Source organism: Corallococcus sp. CA053C (genome assembly GCF_003611675.1).
In the GTDB taxonomy this organism is placed as follows: Bacteria; Myxococcota; Myxococcia; order Myxococcales; family Myxococcaceae; genus Corallococcus.
This window is the reverse complement of record NZ_RAWA01000032.1, coordinates 1-17,460: the sequence shown is the minus strand read 5'-3', so window position 1 is coordinate 17,460 and position 17,460 is coordinate 1. Positions and strand designations below refer to the sequence as shown.

The following is a 17,460-nucleotide window of genomic DNA, read 5'->3' as shown; positions in this document are numbered from 1 at the left end:
ACTCCTGGGGCGGGAACGCAAGCTGACAACATAAGCACTTCCTTACATTCTCGTCTCCATCGCTTCCCAGGAGACAGCCATGACTCGCGCAACGCCCCAGGTATTGATTGTCGGTGCAGGACCCACGGGCCTCACGCTCGCCTGCGACCTCGCGCGCCGGGGTGTCGCCCTGCGCATCGTGGACGCGGCCCCAGGGCCCTTCGTGGGCTCCCGCGGCAAGGGGCTCCAGCCGCGCACGCTGGAGGTGCTGGAGGACCTGGGCGTGCTCGACGCAGTGCTCGCGGCCGGCAATGCCTATCCCCGCCTCCGCATCCACTGGCGCCGCTTCGTCGTGGGGCACTGGACGCTGGTTCCGCACGGGACCGCGACGCCAGACGTGCCGCACCCCAGCACCTGGCTCGTGCCGCAGGCTCGCACCGAGGGCATCCTGCGTGACCATCTGGAGTCGCTCGGCCACGCGGTGGAGTTTGGCACCGCGCTCACCGACTTCACCCAGGACGACAGTGGCGTCACCGCCACCCTCACCCGCGACGGTGCTTCGGAGATCGTGCGCGCGGAGTACCTCGTCGGCTGCGACGGAGGCCACAGCCGCGTGCGCAAATCGCTGGGCGTGGGCTTCCACGGGGAGACGCACGAGGCGGAGCGCATGGTCGTGGGCGACGTGCGCGTGGACGGATTGGACCGCGACCACTGGCACGTGTGGCCCTTCGCCAGGGGCGGCGCCGTGGCCCTGTGTCCCCTTCCCGGCACGGACCGCTTCCAACTCCTCCTCAACGTGAAGCCCGGCACGCCCTTGCCGGAGCTCACCGAGGCCGCCCTGCACCAGCGCCTCCAGGACGCGGCCCGTCCCGGCGCGAAGCTCCGCCTGCACGACGCAAGCTGGCTGTCCGTGTTCCGCCCCAACGTGCGCATGGTGGACCGCTACCGCGTGGGCCGCGTCCTGCTCGCGGGCGACGCCGCGCACGTCCATCCTCCCGCGGGCGGCCAGGGCCTCAACACCGGCGTGCAGGACGCGTACAACCTGGGCTGGAAGTTGGGCCACGTCCTCGAAGGCGCGGCGCCCGCCCTGCTCGACACCTACGAGGCGGAGCGGCTGCCCATCGCCGCGAGCGTGCTTGGGCTGTCCGGGAAGCTCCACCAGAAGCTGCGCCAGGGCGGCATGCGTCCACAGCGGCGCGGCGCGGAGACGCAACAACTGGGATTGCATTATCGCGGCGGGCCGCTCGCGCTCCAGTCGGAGGGTGACACGTCGCGGCTGCGCGCGGGAGACCGGGCCCCGGATGCGCCGTGCGTGGATGCCATGGGACACCCTTCGCGCCTGTTCGATGCCTTTCGCGGCCCCCACTGGACGCTGCTCGCCTTCGGGCCCCAGCACGAGGACGCGCCCGCGTGGGCCCGCTCGCGCTTCGGTGACGCCGTGCACGCCTTCCACCTCCGCACCGGGGGCAACTCCCGCGACGTGGGCACCCTGCTCGACGCTGGCGGACACGCGCACCAGGCCTACGACGTCAGCACGGGCGCGCTGGTGCTGGTGCGCCCGGACGGCTACGTGGGCCACGTCTCCCGCCCCGGGAGCCGCGAGGCGCTGGAGCACTTCCTGGCGCCGCTCCTGCCCGCGCGCGTACGGGCCGGACAGGCGGTTGGATTTCTTCCGTAACCGCCCTTTCCTGGGGCGCGTAGTGACGGCAAGCCCGTGACGCCTCGCACTTCCGCGAGGCCCTGGAGAACCCCGCCATGTTCAATCGCTCCCTTCGTGGAGGCGCTGCCTCCGTTGCCGCGCTCGGCCTGCTCACGCTGTCCGCCTGTGGTTCCGACCCCCAATCCACGCGGCTGCGCGTGCGCATCGAGAACGTCGCGCCCTTCCAGCAGCTCAAGTCCGGCATGTTCAACACGAAGCTGAGCGGCACCGCGCCGGGCCCGCTCGCCCCGGGCGACGTCTACGAGTTCAGCTTCACCGCGGGCGCGAACCATCGCCTCTCGTTCGTCTCCATGTTCGGCCAGTCCAACGACTGGTTCTTCGGCACGGACCCCAAGGGCATCGCGCTGTTCTCGAACGGCACGCCAATCTCCGGCGACATCACCTCGCAGGTGCTCCTGTGGGACGCGGGCACGGAGGTGGACGAGGAGCCCGCCGTGGGTCCGCACACCGGCCCGAAGCAGGCGTCGTCCACGGACGGCCCGGGCGCGCTGGACCCCAACCCCCTCGTGCGGCGCCTGGGCACGCCGGCACGCCTCACCAGCGGCCAGACGTTCAACATGCCCGCGGTCGCGTCGATGATCCGCGTGAGCGTGGCATCCAACGCGGAGACCCGGCAGTTCACCGTGCGCATCGAGAACGTGTCCGACGACCGCGTCACCCTGAGCACCAGCGAGGGCATCAAGCCCGTGCGCATCTCCCCGGGAGTGTGGACGGTGAGCGCCGGCAACGAGCCGCTCTTCACCGAAGGCCAGAAGGACCGGGGCCAGGGCCTGGAGGCCATCGCGGAGATGGGTGACAACTCCAAGCTGACCGCAGTGCTCGCGCCGCTCAATGGCGTGGCCACGCCGCTGTCGCCGGGCGTCTACGCGCTGCACACCGCCGCCGCGCCGCTGTTCACCGTGGGCGCGAAGGACCGCGGCCAGGGCCTGGAGGCCATCGCGGAGATGGGCGACATCTCCAAGCTGTCGAACGCCGTGTCCATGAGCCCGCCCGCCGGTGTGCGCGTGTCCGGCACCTTCAACACGCCCGTGGACGCGTCCGCCCCCGGCCCCATCACCCCGGGCCACGCGTACGAGTTCGACGTGGACGCCATGCCGGCCGACCGGCTGGCCTTCGCGGTGATGTTCGGCCAGTCCAACGACTGGGTCTTCGGGCCGGATGAGCAGGGCATCGCGCTGTTCGACGCCGACGGCATGCCGGTGACGGGCGACGTGACCTCCAAGGTCTACCTCTGGGACGTGGGCACGGAGCTGGACGAGGAGCCCGCGGTGGGTCCGCACCAGGGCCCGCCGGAAGGAGCCCTGGAACGCGACAACACCGTGCGCAGGGTGCCCGTGACGCAGTACGCGCCCCCCGTGTCCCAGCACCTGCGCGTCACCGTCACCGAGGTCCCGTAAGAAAGAATGCAAAACAATTCCGGGGCCCACGTCCTCCTCCATGAAGAGGTCACGCGGGCCCCGAGTCTTCTGGGGGGCGAGGCCCGCGGGACCTCCTTGACCTGGTGATGGGGCCAGGACCGAAGGGGGAGCAACACGATGGGCGGTGTCACAGCATCCACGTCGTCACGGGTACGTCAGGAAGTGCCGGGGACCCGCACGTCCGGGGTCACTTCACGCACGCCGACGGCGCCCGAGACCCAGACGCAGAAGACGCCGACGAAGCCGGCGACGACGAAGCCCACCACGAAGCCCCGTGACAGCTTCGAGCCGGCCCGGTCCACCACCTCGAAGACCCCGACGACCCGACCCGTGAAGTCGGGCGGGGGCGACGACGACGTCATCGTCGTCAAGACCACGGCCCCCACGCCCGAGCACGCGCAGGCGGACGAGCTGTTCTCCGTCTCCAACGACGAGCGGCTGGTGTCCACGGTCCGCGAGCGCGCCACCAGGCCCGGGAAGCCCATCGACGCGAAGACCCCGCCCCGCCTGCGGCAGGCCTACCAGGAGTTCATCCAGTCCCGGGGGCTGTCCGACTCGGAGTCCAACCAGCGCGAGTTCACGCAGCTGCTGGACGCACGGCGCGCCTATGCCTCGCGCAACGGGCTGGGGGCGATGAACGCCGACAACGAGCGGCGCTTCCTCGCGGAGACCGCCCTGTCGCGCCTGAGCATCCGCGCGCAGACGGGCAAGTCGCTCGTCCTGGGCGACGGGGACCGGTGGATGATCTCCGCCCTCTCCGACCCGAAGGTGTCCCTCTCTCCGGCGGACCAGAAGCTGCTGGAGAAGTGCGAGTGGCGGGACCAGGGCCTGCGCACCACGATGCCCGAGGCGCGCGCCAAGGCCGTGGAGACGGAGGCCCAGCGCGAGGCGGCGTTCCGCGCGACGCCGGGTCGGCCGTACAAGACCGTGCTCAACGCGGAAGACGTCTTCCAGGGGGATGTGCAGAGCAACGCCTTCACGCTGGCGGCCCAGGCCGGAGGCTACTCCGCGGATGAGACGCGCCTCGCCATGGAGCAGCTGAAGCAGGAGGGCAGACCGCTCTTCTGCAACCGCCTGGTGGAGGGCGAGCCGCTCATCATGGAGAAGAAGCAGGCCACCTCCCTGTTCAAGCGCGGCGGGCAGGAGTTCATCACCTACTCCATGGCCCCCGAGGGCGCGCTTGCGCTGCGCGATGCCCGCTCCGCGCTGGCCGGGGGCTACGCCTCCGTGAAGGACTACCGGGACGCGTTCAACAACACCCTGGCCACCCGGTTCGCCAACCTGGGCGCCGAGTGGGTGAAGAACGAACAGGCCGCGGACACGGAGCTGGGCAAGTCGCAGAACCCCATCCTGGGGCCGCTGATGCGCGGCAAGTACGACGCCATGCGCGAGCTCGTCCAGTTGGGCACGAACGGCCTCCAGGTGGGCGAGATGTTCGTGACGACGGCGAAGCTGGCCGTCCAGAAGGGCGACCTGCTCGCGAACATCAAGAACGACCCGGAGTCGGTGCGCTACTTCGACGAGGAGAGCGCGCGCTTCGGATCCACCTTCGACGCGCTGTCGAAGACCTACGCGGAGAAGGAGGACACCCTCGCGGGGCAGGTGGCCCGTGGGTTCGTCGCGAGCATCCCCAAGGCCCTGGTGTCCACCATCCCGGGCGCGGCGCTCGGCTACACGGCGCTGAAGGACTTCCACAGCCCTCCGAACGAGCTGGCGAAGGACCTCACCATCGACCTGCTCTCCATCGTGACAGGCCCGCTCCTGGGCGGCGCGGCCCAGTCCGTGGAAGGCACCATCAGCAGGGTGGCCCCCAAGCTGGTCGACTCGTCGCTCAAGCAGTTCGTGGTGCAGGAGGTGGTGGACCGGGGCCTCTCCTCGGTGGCGGGCGCCACGCAGGAGGTCGCCACGTCGATGGGGCCCGCCCTGATGCAGCAGTACCTGGGGAAGGACGGCAAGCCCCTGTCGGAGGCCGATCAGCGCAAGGTGTCCGAGCAGCTCACCGACGCCGCCTTCCGGCGCGCGGTATGGACCGGCGCGCTGACGGGCCTGCTGATGCCGTCCCGTCCCTCGCGCGACATGGACGCCGCCGTCGTCAACCAGAAGGGCGCCACGATTGAAGGCCCCGTCTACAAGACGAAGTCCGCGGATCAGCAGTCGCGCCTCTACGCCTCCGTGCTCGTCCCGGAAGCGAACGGCAAGAAGCACGTGGAGTTCGTCGAGGTGAGCCCGGACAACCCCCGGGTGAAGGAGGCGCTGAAGCAGCAGCCCGCGAAGGTCACGTCCCAGGTGGACGCGGACACGGCGCTCGCCATCTCGCGCTACCAGTACCGACTCAACGACGCGGGCCGCAAGGAGCTGGCGGCGAAGGCCAACACCTTCGCCGCGGCGAAGGTGCGGCTGGACGCGGAGACGGCGCGCCTCCGGAACACCGAGACGACGACGACCACGAAGCCGACGACGCCGACGGTCACGAAGCCGCTGGAGCCCACCACCACGAAGTCGCTGGAGCCTTCGAAGAAGGTGGCCCTGCGGGAGACAAAGGAGGGCGTGGTCCTGGACGGGGCGAAGGTGCCCATCACGGACCGCACGCTGGAGTACCCGGAGCTGCGCTTCACCCCGTCGGACCTGGGCCCGGTGGGGCGCTTCACCGAATACCTGACGGAGAAGGGCCTCAAGACGTCCGGCTCCGCGCAGATCGCGGAAGGCAACTCGCGCATCGTGCTGGAGCACCCGGCGTTCCCGGACAAGGTCATCAAGGTCTACAGCAAGAACAAGATCCCCGACTACAACACGCAGGTCCCCTACCTCCTGCAGCGCGAGCTGGCGCTGGAGTCCTTCCTCAAGGACAGCGGCGTGCGCGTGGCGAAGATCGACCGCGACCCGGCGCTCCTCAGCCGGGGCATCGTCGTGCAGGAGAAGGTGAAGGCCCTGCCCTACGCCGAGGTGCGCGACACGCTGCCGCCCGCCGTGCGCGAGCAGCTGGACGCGCGCCTCCAGGGGCTCAAGGACCGCTACAACGACGCGCTGTTCAAGGACTACGCGGCCCGCTCCGGCAAGCCGCTCACCACGCGCGAGGCGCCCAACAAGCCCATCACCCCCGCGGGGTTCGACCTGAACATCGGCAACGTGTTGCTGGACACGTCCAAGCCGACGCCCGAGCTCGTCATCATCGACTGGTAGGGGCGCGGCGGATCACCCCGCCTCGCGCTCCACGGAGTCCTCGTTGTCGAGGTCCACGACGGCGGGCTCGTCCTGGAAGGCGCTGGGCAACAGGCTGAAGGGCAGCACCTTCGCCAGGGCCGCCAAGAGCAGGATGCCTCCGGGCGCCGCGAAGATGGCGAGCGCGGGGATGGCCTTCGCCACGTCGATGAGCTGGGCGCGCATGCGCTGGCGCTCGTCGTCGGTGAGCTTCTGGCGCCGCGCCGCCTTGGTGAGCAGCACCGCCAGGTCGCCCGTCTCGCGGGCCTCCTGCATCAGCCGGTGGAAGTTCTTCTCCACCGTCTCCTGCATGCCGGTGATGAGGTCCTCGCCCATGGCGCCCGCCGCGTCCGACACGGTGAAGACATCCACCAGCGAGCGGTGCCGCGCGTAGAACTCCGCCATCTCCAGCTCCAGCCGGCGCAGCTCCGTCTGGGGCACGTGCAGCGCGCGCGCCAGCTTGTCGATGAAGAGCCGCTCCCGCCGCGTCCGCTGTCCGTCCACCAGCGCCGCCAGCAGCGTCTGCTCCAGCAAGAGGTGGCGCATGTCCACGCTGCGCACCTGGCGCACCACGTCCCGCACGTCGCGCTTGCGCTCGAAGGACTGGCGCACCGCGGCCTTCACCTCGCCCTCCAGCGCGTGCGGCAGGCGCAGCCCCTCCACCTGCCGGAGGATGGCGCGGCGCGCGGGAGGCCCCGGCTCCCGGTCCACGCACGCAAGCCCGGTGAGCACATCCACCAGCAGCGCCTTCTGCCGCGCCGCGAAGTCCAGCCGCCGCTCCGCCCCCACGCGCGACAGGCGCCCGCTGGAGAACAGGTCGATGGCCTGCCGGAAGAACAGCTGCGCGTCCGCGTACTGGGCGCCGTTGTGCAGCACCAGCCCGTACACCGGGTCCCCGGCCAGCGACGGCGCCCGCTTGTCGAGCGCGTCCTCCACCCGCCCCACCATGCGCCGGGGCACCGGCAGCCCCGCCGCCAGCCGCGCGTCCAGCGCCAGTGCCAGGTCCAGCTCTCCGGCGAGCACCGCGAAGAGCACCAGCAGCTGCTCCATCCGGGGGGCCTCCGGCGCATCCATCACCCGCGCCAGGTCCAGCGCCATGCGCGACAGCGTGCGCACCACGGCGTGGAACAGCGCGTGCTCCGTGGCGCGCGCCGGGGCCTCGAAGGGCTCTCCGCCATCCACCGGCGAGGGCAGCGGCACGGGCGTGCCATAGACGAGCCCCGAGGCGCGGAGCGTGCGGCGCACGAAGGCACGGCCCCGGGCACGGCCGGACATCGTCGAGGCGGGGGGCAGGGGTGGAGACAGCTCCGGCGTGGGCGCGAGCGCATGCGCGGCGACCACGTCCGTCAGGAGCGCGGCCAGCCAGGTCCCCCGTCCGAAAACCAGCACCGACACCGGTACACCCCACGAGACGCGCGGCCCGGACCCCTCCGGTGCGCGATGAGGCCGGGAATAACCCAGTCGCCTTCGGGATGCCACCCGACCCCGGTCGGCGCCGCGCGTCGTCCAACGAAAGCAGGCCCTGGTGGAAAAAAGGCCGCGCCCGGCCACCGGAAGTCGGCGGGCGGGCGCGGAGGGTGAAGGCGCGAGGACTACAGCGGGGTGGACTTGCCGGGCTCCAGGGCGAGGACCTTGACGGTGCCCTTGACCTTCTTCACCTCGGCGGTGAGCGCGTCCGGCGTGCCGGTGAGCGCCGGGAAGGTGCCGTAGTGCATGGGCACCACGGTCTTCACCTTGAGCAGCCTCGCGGCGATGGCCGCCTGGGCCGGGTCCATCGTGTAGTGGCCGCCGATGGGGAGCAGGGCCACGGTCGGCTTGAACTGCTCGGCGATGAGGGCCATGGACTGGAAGGCCCCGGTGTCACCCGCGTGGTACAGGGTGGGGCCGTTGGCGATCTCCACCACGAAGCCCACGGGCGACCCGGCGTACTGCGACGGGCCCTTGGGGTCCGCCTGGTAGCTGCTGGAGTGCACCGCCTCCACGATGTGGATGGTGGCGTCCTTCACCTGGAAGGTGCCGCCCACGTTGCCGCCCTGGTTCTGCGCCTCCGGCAGGCCCAGCAGCCCCACGAGTTCGAAGGAGCCGTACACCTTCGCGTTCGTCTTCTGGGCCAGGGCCTTCGTCTCGCCCACGTGGTCGAAGTGACCGTGGGAGACAAGGATGGCGTCCACCGCCTCCGGCCAGGTCGCGCCCTGGGGCGCCTTGGGGTTGGTGAGCCACGGGTCGAACGCCAGCACCGCGCCGCCCGGCGTCTTCACCACGAAGGCGGCGTGGCCCCACCACGTCACCTCCGTCTTGCCGCTGGCGGCCTCGGCGCCTGCCTTGGCGCCCGCCGCGCCCTTGCCGGGCGCCGCCTTGGAGGTCGCCGCCGCTGCCTTGGGAGAGGCCGGAGCCGCCGGCGTGCCCTGCGCGAACGCCGCGCCCGTCACACCCAGCACCGCACCCACCACCACTGCCTTCAGGTTCGTCCGCATCATTGTCTGCTCCAGGAGGGAGGAAAGAGACGACATGTCGCCGTGCCGCCCGGGGGCGCCGCACGTTCCGGAGGCCGCTTATCACCCTCCGAGGAGGCAGGAGGGGGCTGGTGTGTCCGGTTGCCGTCAGGAGGACAGAACCACACGGGCGCCGGGGACGCACGTACGGCTTCGGGATTGAAACCCCCGGGGGCGATGGCGCGCGCTACGCTCGACTCCAGCGTGGACCATCGATTCCAAGTCAGCCTCCGCGGGGTCATCGACCTCCTGTCCCACCACCTGTACAGCTCGCCCGGGGTGTACGTGCGGGAGCTGCTCCAGAACGCCACGGACGCTATTCGCGCCCGTCAGCAACTGGACCCGAAGGCCTCCGGTTCGGTGGGGCTGGAGCTGCGGGAGAAGCAGGACGGCGGGCCCCCCACCCTGCTCTTCACCGACGAGGGCGTGGGGCTGACGGAGGAGGAGATCCACCGCTTCCTCGCCACCATCGGCGAGTCCTCCAAGCGCGAGCTGCTGGAGGCGCGGCGCAACGACTTCATCGGCCAGTTCGGCATCGGCCTGCTGTCGTGCTTCATGGTGTGTGACGAGCTGTTGATGGTCACGCGCTCCGCCAAGGGGGACGGGCGCACGCTGGAGTGGCGGGGCCGTCACGACGGCACCTACGACGTGCGCGTCTCCGAGCACCCGCTGGACGCCCCCGGCACGCACGTCTACCTGGTGGCCCGCGCGGACATGACGGAGTGGTTCACGCCGGAGCGGGTGCGCCAGCTCGCGCGCCACTACGGCGGCCTGTTGCCCTTCCCCGTGCGGCTCACCGCGGGCGGCGTGACGGAGCATCTCAATGCGGACGGTCCGCCCTGGCGCCGCCTGTACGAGACGCCCGGGGACAGGCGGCAGGCGCTGCTCGCGTACGGGCGCGAGGTGTTCGGCACGGACTTCCTGGATGTGATTCCGCTGCGCTCGGAGGCGGGCGACGTGGACGGGGTGGCGTTCGTGCTGCCGGCGTCGCCGCACTTCAATGCCAAACAGAAGCACCGCGTGTACCTGAAGCACATGCTGCTGTCGGAGAGCGCGGAGAACCTGGTGCCGGAGTGGGCGTTCTTCGTGAAGTGCGTGGTGAACGCGAACGGCCTGAGGCCCACCGCGAGCCGCGAGTCCTTCTACGAGGACACGGTGCTGTCGCAGGCGCGCGAGGCCCTGGGGAGCTCCCTGCGGCGCTACCTGATGGAGCTGGCGCGCGACGAGCCCCGTTCATTGCAGCGGCTGATCGCGCTGCATGGGTTGTCGGTGAAGGGGCTGGCGCTGGATGACGACGCGTTCTACCGGATGATCATCGACTGGCTGCCCTTCGAGACGTCGCTGGGAAAGATGACGCTGGCGGACTACCGGCGCTCGTGGCCGGTGGTGCGGTACACGCCGACGCTGGACGGGTTCCGGCAGGTGGCGCGGGTGGCGGCGGCGCAGGGGCTGTGCGTGTTGAACGCGGCGTACACGCACGACACGGCGCTGCTGGAGAAGCTGCCGCACGTGATGGCGGACGCGCAGGTGGCGCCGTTCTCGTCGGCGGACCTGCCGCAGACCTTCGAGGAGCTGACGCTGGACGAGCGCGAGGCCGTCTATCCGCTGCTGCGCCTGGCCGAAGGGGTGCTGGCGCCGTTCCGCTGCGGGGTGGAGGTGAAGAAGTTCTTCCCGGCGGAGGTGCCCACGCTCTACAGCGCGGACGCGGAAGGGGCGTTCCGGCGGGACGCGGAGCGGGCGCGCGAGGAGTCGGACGACCTGTACGCGGGGGTGCTGGACGGGGTGCTCGCGGGCACGGGGGGACAGGAGCGGGCGCTGCTCTGCCTCAACCTGCACAACCCGGTGGTGCGGAGGTTGGCGGCGGTGGAGAACCGGGAGCTGCTGAAGCTGTCGGTGGAGATGCTCTACGTGCAGGCGCTGCTGTTGGGGCAGCACCCGCTGAACGCGCAGGAGATGGCGCTCCTGAACCACGGCTTGCTGGGGCTCATCGCGGCCCGGCTGGATGAAGGCGGCGGCGGGAGTGGTTCGTCGGGTTCCGGGTCGCGAGGGGTGCACTGATGGAGGACTGGCGCCAGCAAGTGGATGCGTTGCAAGCGCGGGCGGACGAGCTGCCCGAGGGTGACGCGAAGGTGCGCACGCTGGAGGAGGCGGTGCGGCTGGTGGACGTGCACGGGGACGTGCCGCTGGGGTACGCGCTGAGGGATGCGCTGATTGACGCAGCGACGTTCGGAGGGTTCCCGGACAAGGCGCTGGTGGCGTTCGCGTGGTGCCGGGGGCAGCAGAAGAAGGACCCGCAGCGGTTCGACCCGGAGGACATGCTGTGGAAGCAGAAGTGGGTGGTGGGCCGGCTGGACGAGTTCCCGCACATCAGCCGCAAGCAGATCTCCGACGCGCTGGATGACGTGGACCAGTGTTTCGCGAAGCTGGACGCGGGCCGGCGCGCGGCGCTGAAGCTGCGCTACCAGATGGCCAGGGACATGGGGGACACCGCCCAAGCGGAGCACCTGTGGGAGCAATGGCTGACAGCGCCGAGGGACCACCTGACGGACTGCCGCGTCTGTGAATTGGACGATGAGCTGGACCACCACGTGGACCGGGGCGAGTGGGAGCAGGCGGTCCAGAAAGCCAAACCCATCCTGGACGGGCGCCAGTCCTGCGCGGAGATTCCACACCTGACGTTGGGCACGCTGCTGTATCCGTTCTTCAAGCTGGAGCGGCTGGAGGAGGCGCGGGCCTGCCACGTGCGCGGCTACGCGATGGTGGCGAAGAACCGCGAGTTCCTCGCGACGGTGGGAGAGCACCTGGAGTTCCTGGCGCTGACGGGCAACCTGTCGCGAGGGCTCACGTTGCTGGAGAAGCACCTGGGCTGGGCGCTGGAGCACTCCAGCCACCGGGACCGGTTCACCTTCTACGCGGCGTCGTCATTCCTGTTGGGACAGGTGACGGCGGAGGGCCGTGACGAAGTGAGCCTGCGGCTGCCCAAGGCGTTCCCGCTGCACGCGGTGGACGGCGGCTACGCGACGCGGGCGCTGCAGGACTGGATGGAGACGCAGGCGCACGACATCGCGGCACGGTTCGATGCGCGCAATGGGACCGCACGGTTCACGGAGCTGCTGGCGCGCAACGCGGTGCTGGCGAAGGAAGCACGGCCGTTTCCGTTGGACTGAGCGGCACTTCGCGGCACGGAGGCGAGGACGCCATGAAAGCATCTTCCAAGCTGTTCCTCGCCACCCTGTGGTTCGTGCTCTTCACCGCCTCCAGTCACGCGGGGGAGGAAGTCCTGCTACCCCCGGGCGACTGCACCAAGGATGTCTATCGGGCCCTGAATCAAGCCACGGGTGCCGCATGCAAGACCGAAGGAATGAGCTGCAATGCAGCCATGAGCTGTCAGGAACTAACGGTCCGCTGGAACAGGTTCGCGAACTGCATCCAAGCCCGGAGGGTGTTGATGGACCGCTGTTTCCGGGGTGGCGACCTGGCGCACAAGAGCGTCCTTGCCACCTATGCGACAGGTCAGGCCCGCTGCACGGAACTCATCGGCATCAGCTGCCGCCCCACCGAGCAATGCCACTGAGAAAGCTGGCAAGGTCATGAACGCGCGCGAGGAGCAACTCCGACGACACATCGAGAACGCCTTTGCGGACGTTCCCAGGCCGGCTGACGACCGCATCGCCTATGCCCCAGGCGCATGGGAGACCCCGGAGCTCATCAGGGACTTTCGGGGCCGACACTGGAAGGACATTCCGGTGGAGCGAATCCGCCAACATGCGGCGCATCTGTCATTGCTCAGCCCGGAAGCGCTTCCCTACTACCTCCCAGCCTATCTTCTGGCCGCCCTCACGGACCTCGACGTCCGCGACTTCCTCCTGTCCCAGTTGAGCATTCCGGATGAATCGCATCCAGACGTGCGCAAATACTTCCAGCAACGGTTCGGCTTGCTCTCCTCCGCCCAGAGGAACGCCATCCAGATGTTCCTGCGATGGGGGCGAGACGAAGCGTCAGGCCCTGCTGCACGCCAGCACTGGGCCCGGGCACTGGAGACCTATTGGGCCTCTTCCTGAGGACAAAGTGCTCATAAGACTCAAGGCCCGACATCCATCGTCGTGTCACGCTTGAGCCCCAGGGCCTTGATGGCCTTGAGGTAGGCCATGGACCTCATCTCCGGGCACCGCAGGACTGCATCTTGAAACACCATCGGCGGCGCGTATTCGTGTGCATCGATGTAGTGAGCGATCATCGTCGGTGCGACGTAGACACGCGCCAGGCCCGGGACGAAGACGTTCGCCTCTCCGATGGAAACCGTCATGCCCTGATAGGTGACGGACCCAGGCCCTCCCGTGAACCGACAGAGCGGGCACGGATGACGTCCCGCGAAGACTGCCGGCGCCCAGGGCTGCACGCACAGCCGGATGAGTGCCGCGAAGAACTCTTCTCCCACAGCCCCTTTCGTGAAGGCGTGCCCGCTGTCGAGCCATCCCACAGCGAGCAGCGACGATTCCCACCTTTCGAAGTAGGAGCATGGAGCGAGATCCTGAAAGAACGACATGTCACGCTCCTCTCCAGCGGAAGGGTGCTTCTTCAGCGCTTCAGCTTCGAGAACGGGTTGTTGAACGGCTCCGGCTTCTTCTGCGCCGGGGCCTGGGTCGCGGGCTTCTGCGCGGGCCGCTGCGGCGGCGGACTTCCCTGCCGCTCCGTCATCCGTCCCTGCCCCGTCGCCCCGCCCACCGCGGGCTTCCCCGACGCCTGGGGCGCTCCGCCCTCCTGCAGCGCCTTCACGGACAACGCCAGACGCTTGCGCACCAGGTCCACGGTCAGCACCTTCACCGTCAACCGGTCGCCCACCTTCGCCGCCTCCGACGCATCCTTGATGAAGCGCGTGGACAGCTGCGACACGTGCACCAACCCGTCCTGATGCACGCCCACGTCCACGAACGCTCCAAACGCCGTCACGTTCGTCACCGTGCCCTGCAACACCATCCCCTCCTTCACGTCCTCCAACGAGCGCAGATCATCCCGCGTCGCGTGCGCCGTGAAGTCACCACGCGGATCCCGACTCGGCTTCTCCAGCTCCGCCAGGATGTCCTTCAGCGTCAGCTCTCCCAGTTCCGGCCCCAGGTAGCGCTTCGCTTCAATCTTGCGCACCAGCGCGGCGTTGCCCACCAGCGAGGCCACGTCCACGCCCAGGTCCTTCGCCATCCGCTCCACCACCGCGTACTGCTCCGGGTGCACCGCGCTCGAATCCAGCGGCTCCGGACCGCGCACGCGCAGGAAGCCCGCCGCCTGTTCGAACGTCTTCGGCCCCAGGCCGCTCACCTTCAGCAGCTCCCGCCGCGTCGTGAAGCGCCCCTTCGCCGCCCGGTGCGCCACCAGCTTCTTCGCCAACGACGGCCCCACGCCGGACACGTGCTCCAGCAGCTGCGGTGACGCCGTGTTCACGTCCACGCCCACCGCGTTCACGCACGAGTCCACCACCTCGCCCAGCTTCTTCTTGAGCAGGCCCTGGTCCACGTCGTGCTGGTACTGCCCCACCCCGATGCTCTTCGGGTCGATCTTCACCAGCTCCGCCAGCGGGTCCTGCAACCGCCGCCCAATCGACACCGCCCCGCGCAGCGACACGTCCAGCTCCGGGAACTCCTCCCGCGCCACCTCCGACGCGGAATAGATGGACGCCCCCTGCTCGCTCACCGACACCACCGGAATCGTCAGACCCTGCGCCTTCAACGTGTCCCGCGTGAAGATTTCGGCCTCGCGGCTGCCCGTGCCGTTGCCCACGGCAATCAGCTCCGGCTTGTGCTTGCGCACCACCGCCTCCAACAACTTCGCCGCCCGCGCCCGCTCGTCCGCGCTGCGCTCCGAGTACAGCGTCGTCGTCTCCACCACCGTCCCCGTCACGTCCATCATCGCCAGCTTGATGCCCGTGCGAAGCCCCGGGTCCAACGCCAGCACCGCCCGAGCCCCGGCAGGCGGCGTCAACAGCAGGTGCCGCAGGTTCTCACCGAAGACACCGATGGCGCCCTTGTCCGCGCGCTCCTTCAGCTCCGCGCGCAGCTCCGACTCCAGCGACGGCCCCATCAGCCGCTCCCACCCGTCCTCCACCGCCGCGCGCAATTCACCCGCGAACAACGACTGCGGCCGAGTCACCACCTTCGCGGTGAACAGCCCCTTCACCTCGTCGTCCGGAAGGCCCAGCTTCACCTTCAGCACACCCTCCTCTTCGCCGCGCAGCAGCGCCAGCACGCGGTGGGACGGGGCCTGGGACAGCGGCTCCTCGTGGCCGTAGTAGTTCTCGAACTTGGTCGTCTCGCCCTTCTTCGCCGGCACCACGTCCGAGCGCAGCGTGCCCCGCCGCGTGCACAGGTCGCGGGCCTCGCGGCGCAGTCGCGCGTCCTCCGCCACGCGCTCGGCGCAGATGTCGCGCGCGCCCGCCAGCGCCGAGGCCACGTCCGTGACACCCTTCTCCGTGTCCACGTAGGGCTTCACGCGCGCGTCCACGCTCTCCCCACGCTGCCCCTCCTGCTTCCACACCAGGTCCGCCAGCGGCTCCAGCCCCTTCTCCCGGGCGATGGCCGCGCGCGTCCGGCGCTTGGGCTTGTACGGCAGGTACAGGTCCTCCAGCTCCGCGCGCGTGCGCGCCGCCTGGAGCGCCTTCGACAGCTCCGGCGTCAGCTTCCCCTGCTCCTCGATGCTGCGCAGGATGGTGTCGCGCCGCCCATCCAGCTCCGTGCGCTCCTCGGCGCGGTCGAGGATGGCCTGGATCTGGACCTCATCCAGGCCCCCCGTGGCCTCCTTGCGGTAGCGCGCGATGAAGGGGACCGTGCCCCCCTCCTCGTGCAGCGCGAGGGTCCGGTCCACCTGCTCCGGCTTGATGCCCAGCTCCTGGGCCAACGCGGCGGCATAGACGTGCATGGGCCCGTCTATACCCCGGTCCGCGCGCGTCTCCCAGTGACGCGACGCCGCCTCCCCTGCCCTACTTCCGGACGAGTCGAATGTCGTCCAGCGCCACGTTGTACCCCGTGCTCGCCGCGTTCTTCCCCACCACCGTGAACGTGAACGCCTTGGGCTCCAGGTCCGTGAACGTCACCGTCCCCAGCTCCACCTCCGCGTACGCCGTGCCGCTCGCGTACTCGTCCCGCGTCCCGCCTACCACCACGCCGCCCACGTCCAGTTGGTACTGCCCGCGCGCGGCGTTGCGCTTGGTCCGCACCTGCACCGCGAACGTGCCCACCGTGCGCGGATAGAGCGTGTACGTCACTTTCGCGCCCACGGCGCCCGTGTTGTGGTAGCGCAGCCCGCCCAGCTCGGCGCCCGTCTCCACGGCCGTGGAGGACACGTCCCCGGCGCTCGTCGGCTTCAGGTTCTCCGCCTGGTACACCAGCACCTGCGCGTCGTGCTCCACCGAGCGCCCCAGGCGCTTCAGCACCTGGTCCACGTAGAGCGACTGCGGCACCAGCTCATTGCCGGACGTCGCCACCTCCGCCAGGTCCGCGGGCGCCGTCTTCGTCGTCACCGACACGTCCACGGTCGTCGCGCTGCCGCGCATGCCAATCACATAGCCCTGCCCATACTGCTGCGAGCGCACGACGCTGGTGCCACCGTACGCCGGAGCCTTCGCCCCGTTGGTGTTCCAGAACACGCTCTGCGTCGTGGTGACGCCGTGGCTCGTCGTGCCGTAGGGCGTCCGGTCCGCCGCCTCGAAGCGCTCCTGGTAGAGCGTCGCGTTGTCCACGAGGTTCGCCGCGCTCAGGTGCATGTGGAAGTCAGACACCTTCTCGCCGTTGGACGCCCGGTTGTTGAACAGCACGTTGCCGGTGGTGTGCATGGAGCGGAAGTCGAAGTTGTGCCGCCCACCAAACGCCACGCTGTCCTTGATGAGGCTGTCACTGCTCCGGATGGAATACAGGTAGCCGTTTCCGCCACCGCCCTTGTACTGGGGCTTGTCCATCTCACACGCATCCACGGTGACGTTGCGCGAATAGTTCAGGTCGATGCCGTTGGACAGCAGGTGCACGTCCTGCGTGTTGGACGGCGGCCGGTAGGAATTGACGCCGCGGATCCACCCGTCCACCACGTGGTTCATCATCACCGCCGTCGCCTCGTGCATCGCGTACGCGCCCGTGCCCGGCACCGTGTAGTCCTCCTCGCCCGTCCCCGCGGTGGGGTTCTCCCGCATGCCGATGGACAGGTGCTCGATGCCCACCTCCGACAGGTGCGCGGGGACGCGGTACACGCGCGCCGCATCGCGCATCAGCAAGCCCTGGCGCAGCGGGATGTCCAGCGTCAGCGTCCGCGTGGCCGCGTCCACCGCCACCACCTGCCGGTAGAAGGACGGCCCGGGCAGCGACGTCCACGTGGTGCCCATGTTGAGCTCCTCGCTGCGCGCCGCCGTCAGGTCCGCCCGCACCACCACCCACGTCCCCACCGCGTAGCCCGTGACGCTCGCCACCTGCACCCGCGTCGCCTGGTGGGGCGCGTCCTGCGTCAGCGCCGTCGTCCCCGTCGCCCCGGACGTCCAGGACACGGAGGACTCGCGCGGCGCCACCATCACCACCCGCTTGCTGCGCATGTCCGTCGCCGCGTTGTAGAGGAACGTCGCCGTGGCGCCCGCCCCCCGCAGCACCTGTCTCTTATACAATCTGACGCTGCCGACGAACTC

The 17,460-nt window shown here is 69.7% G+C and carries 12 protein-coding genes; 7 read left to right on the top strand and 5 right to left on the bottom strand.

Annotation, left to right across the window (positions count from 1 at the left end):
- The first annotated feature begins 79 nt into the window (after positions 1 to 79).
- A complete protein-coding gene (locus D7V97_RS06700) occupies positions 80 to 1,657 on the top strand; it encodes an FAD-dependent oxidoreductase (protein WP_120609758.1) in 1,578 nt (525 codons plus the stop codon).
- Between the two features lie 77 nt (positions 1,658 to 1,734).
- Positions 1,735 to 3,096 (top strand): spondin domain-containing protein, encoded by a 1,362-nt coding sequence (locus D7V97_RS06695; protein ID WP_120609757.1) that lies wholly within the window; start codon positions 1,735 to 1,737, stop codon positions 3,094 to 3,096.
- A 176-nt stretch (positions 3,097 to 3,272) separates the two neighbouring features.
- Here the strand turns inward: D7V97_RS06695 and D7V97_RS44020 are convergent, their stop codons facing one another.
- The gene (locus D7V97_RS44020; protein ID WP_147444713.1) at positions 3,273 to 3,479 is read right to left on the bottom strand and encodes a hypothetical protein; all 207 of its coding nucleotides are present in this window, start codon (positions 3,477 to 3,479) and stop codon (positions 3,273 to 3,275) included.
- Between D7V97_RS44020 and D7V97_RS06690 the strand changes: the two genes are divergently transcribed.
- Complete coding sequence (locus D7V97_RS06690) at positions 3,448 to 6,297, top strand: hypothetical protein (protein WP_120609756.1); 2,850 nt, start codon at positions 3,448 to 3,450, stop codon at positions 6,295 to 6,297. The genes D7V97_RS44020 and D7V97_RS06690 overlap by 32 nt on opposite strands.
- Before the next feature lie 12 nt (positions 6,298 to 6,309).
- On the opposite strand, the gene D7V97_RS06685 is transcribed toward D7V97_RS06690, so the two are convergent.
- Entirely contained in the window at positions 6,310 to 7,710 is a 1,401-nt protein-coding gene (locus D7V97_RS06685; protein WP_233582550.1) for an LETM1 domain-containing protein, read from the bottom strand.
- 197 nt (positions 7,711 to 7,907) lie between these two features.
- Positions 7,908 to 8,789, bottom strand: a complete 882-nt coding sequence (locus tag D7V97_RS06680) for a metal-dependent hydrolase (RefSeq protein WP_120609780.1) — start codon at positions 8,787 to 8,789, stop codon at positions 7,908 to 7,910.
- Between the two features lie 222 nt (positions 8,790 to 9,011).
- Between D7V97_RS06680 and D7V97_RS06675 the strand changes: the two genes are divergently transcribed.
- From D7V97_RS06675 to D7V97_RS06660, 4 genes are read left to right on the top strand one after another with little or no spacing between them, the layout of a single operon-like run.
- On the top strand, positions 9,012 to 10,865 hold the full coding sequence (locus D7V97_RS06675; protein ID WP_120609779.1) for an HSP90 family protein: 1,854 nt from the start codon (positions 9,012 to 9,014) through the stop codon (positions 10,863 to 10,865).
- Positions 10,862 to 11,974 (top strand): hypothetical protein, encoded by a 1,113-nt coding sequence (locus D7V97_RS06670; RefSeq protein WP_120609755.1) that lies wholly within the window; start codon positions 10,862 to 10,864, stop codon positions 11,972 to 11,974. Before D7V97_RS06675 ends, D7V97_RS06670 begins: the two co-directional genes overlap by 4 nt.
- 32 nt (positions 11,975 to 12,006) lie before the next feature.
- Complete coding sequence (locus tag D7V97_RS06665; protein WP_120609754.1) at positions 12,007 to 12,381, top strand: hypothetical protein; 375 nt, start codon at positions 12,007 to 12,009, stop codon at positions 12,379 to 12,381.
- Between the two features lie 16 nt (positions 12,382 to 12,397).
- The gene (locus tag D7V97_RS06660; RefSeq protein ID WP_120609753.1) at positions 12,398 to 12,868 is read left to right on the top strand and encodes a DUF6714 family protein; all 471 of its coding nucleotides are present in this window, start codon (positions 12,398 to 12,400) and stop codon (positions 12,866 to 12,868) included.
- A 20-nt stretch (positions 12,869 to 12,888) separates the two neighbouring features.
- On the opposite strand, the gene D7V97_RS06655 is transcribed toward D7V97_RS06660, so the two are convergent.
- Together D7V97_RS06655 and D7V97_RS06650 are read right to left on the bottom strand one after the other, a co-directional pair.
- Positions 12,889 to 13,353, bottom strand: coding sequence for a hypothetical protein (locus tag D7V97_RS06655; RefSeq protein ID WP_120609752.1), 465 nt, complete (start codon positions 13,351 to 13,353; stop codon positions 12,889 to 12,891).
- A 32-nt stretch (positions 13,354 to 13,385) separates the two neighbouring features.
- Complete coding sequence (locus tag D7V97_RS06650) at positions 13,386 to 15,713, bottom strand: Tex family protein (RefSeq protein WP_120609751.1); 2,328 nt, start codon at positions 15,711 to 15,713, stop codon at positions 13,386 to 13,388.
- Positions 15,714 to 17,460: the final 1,747 nt, after the last annotated feature.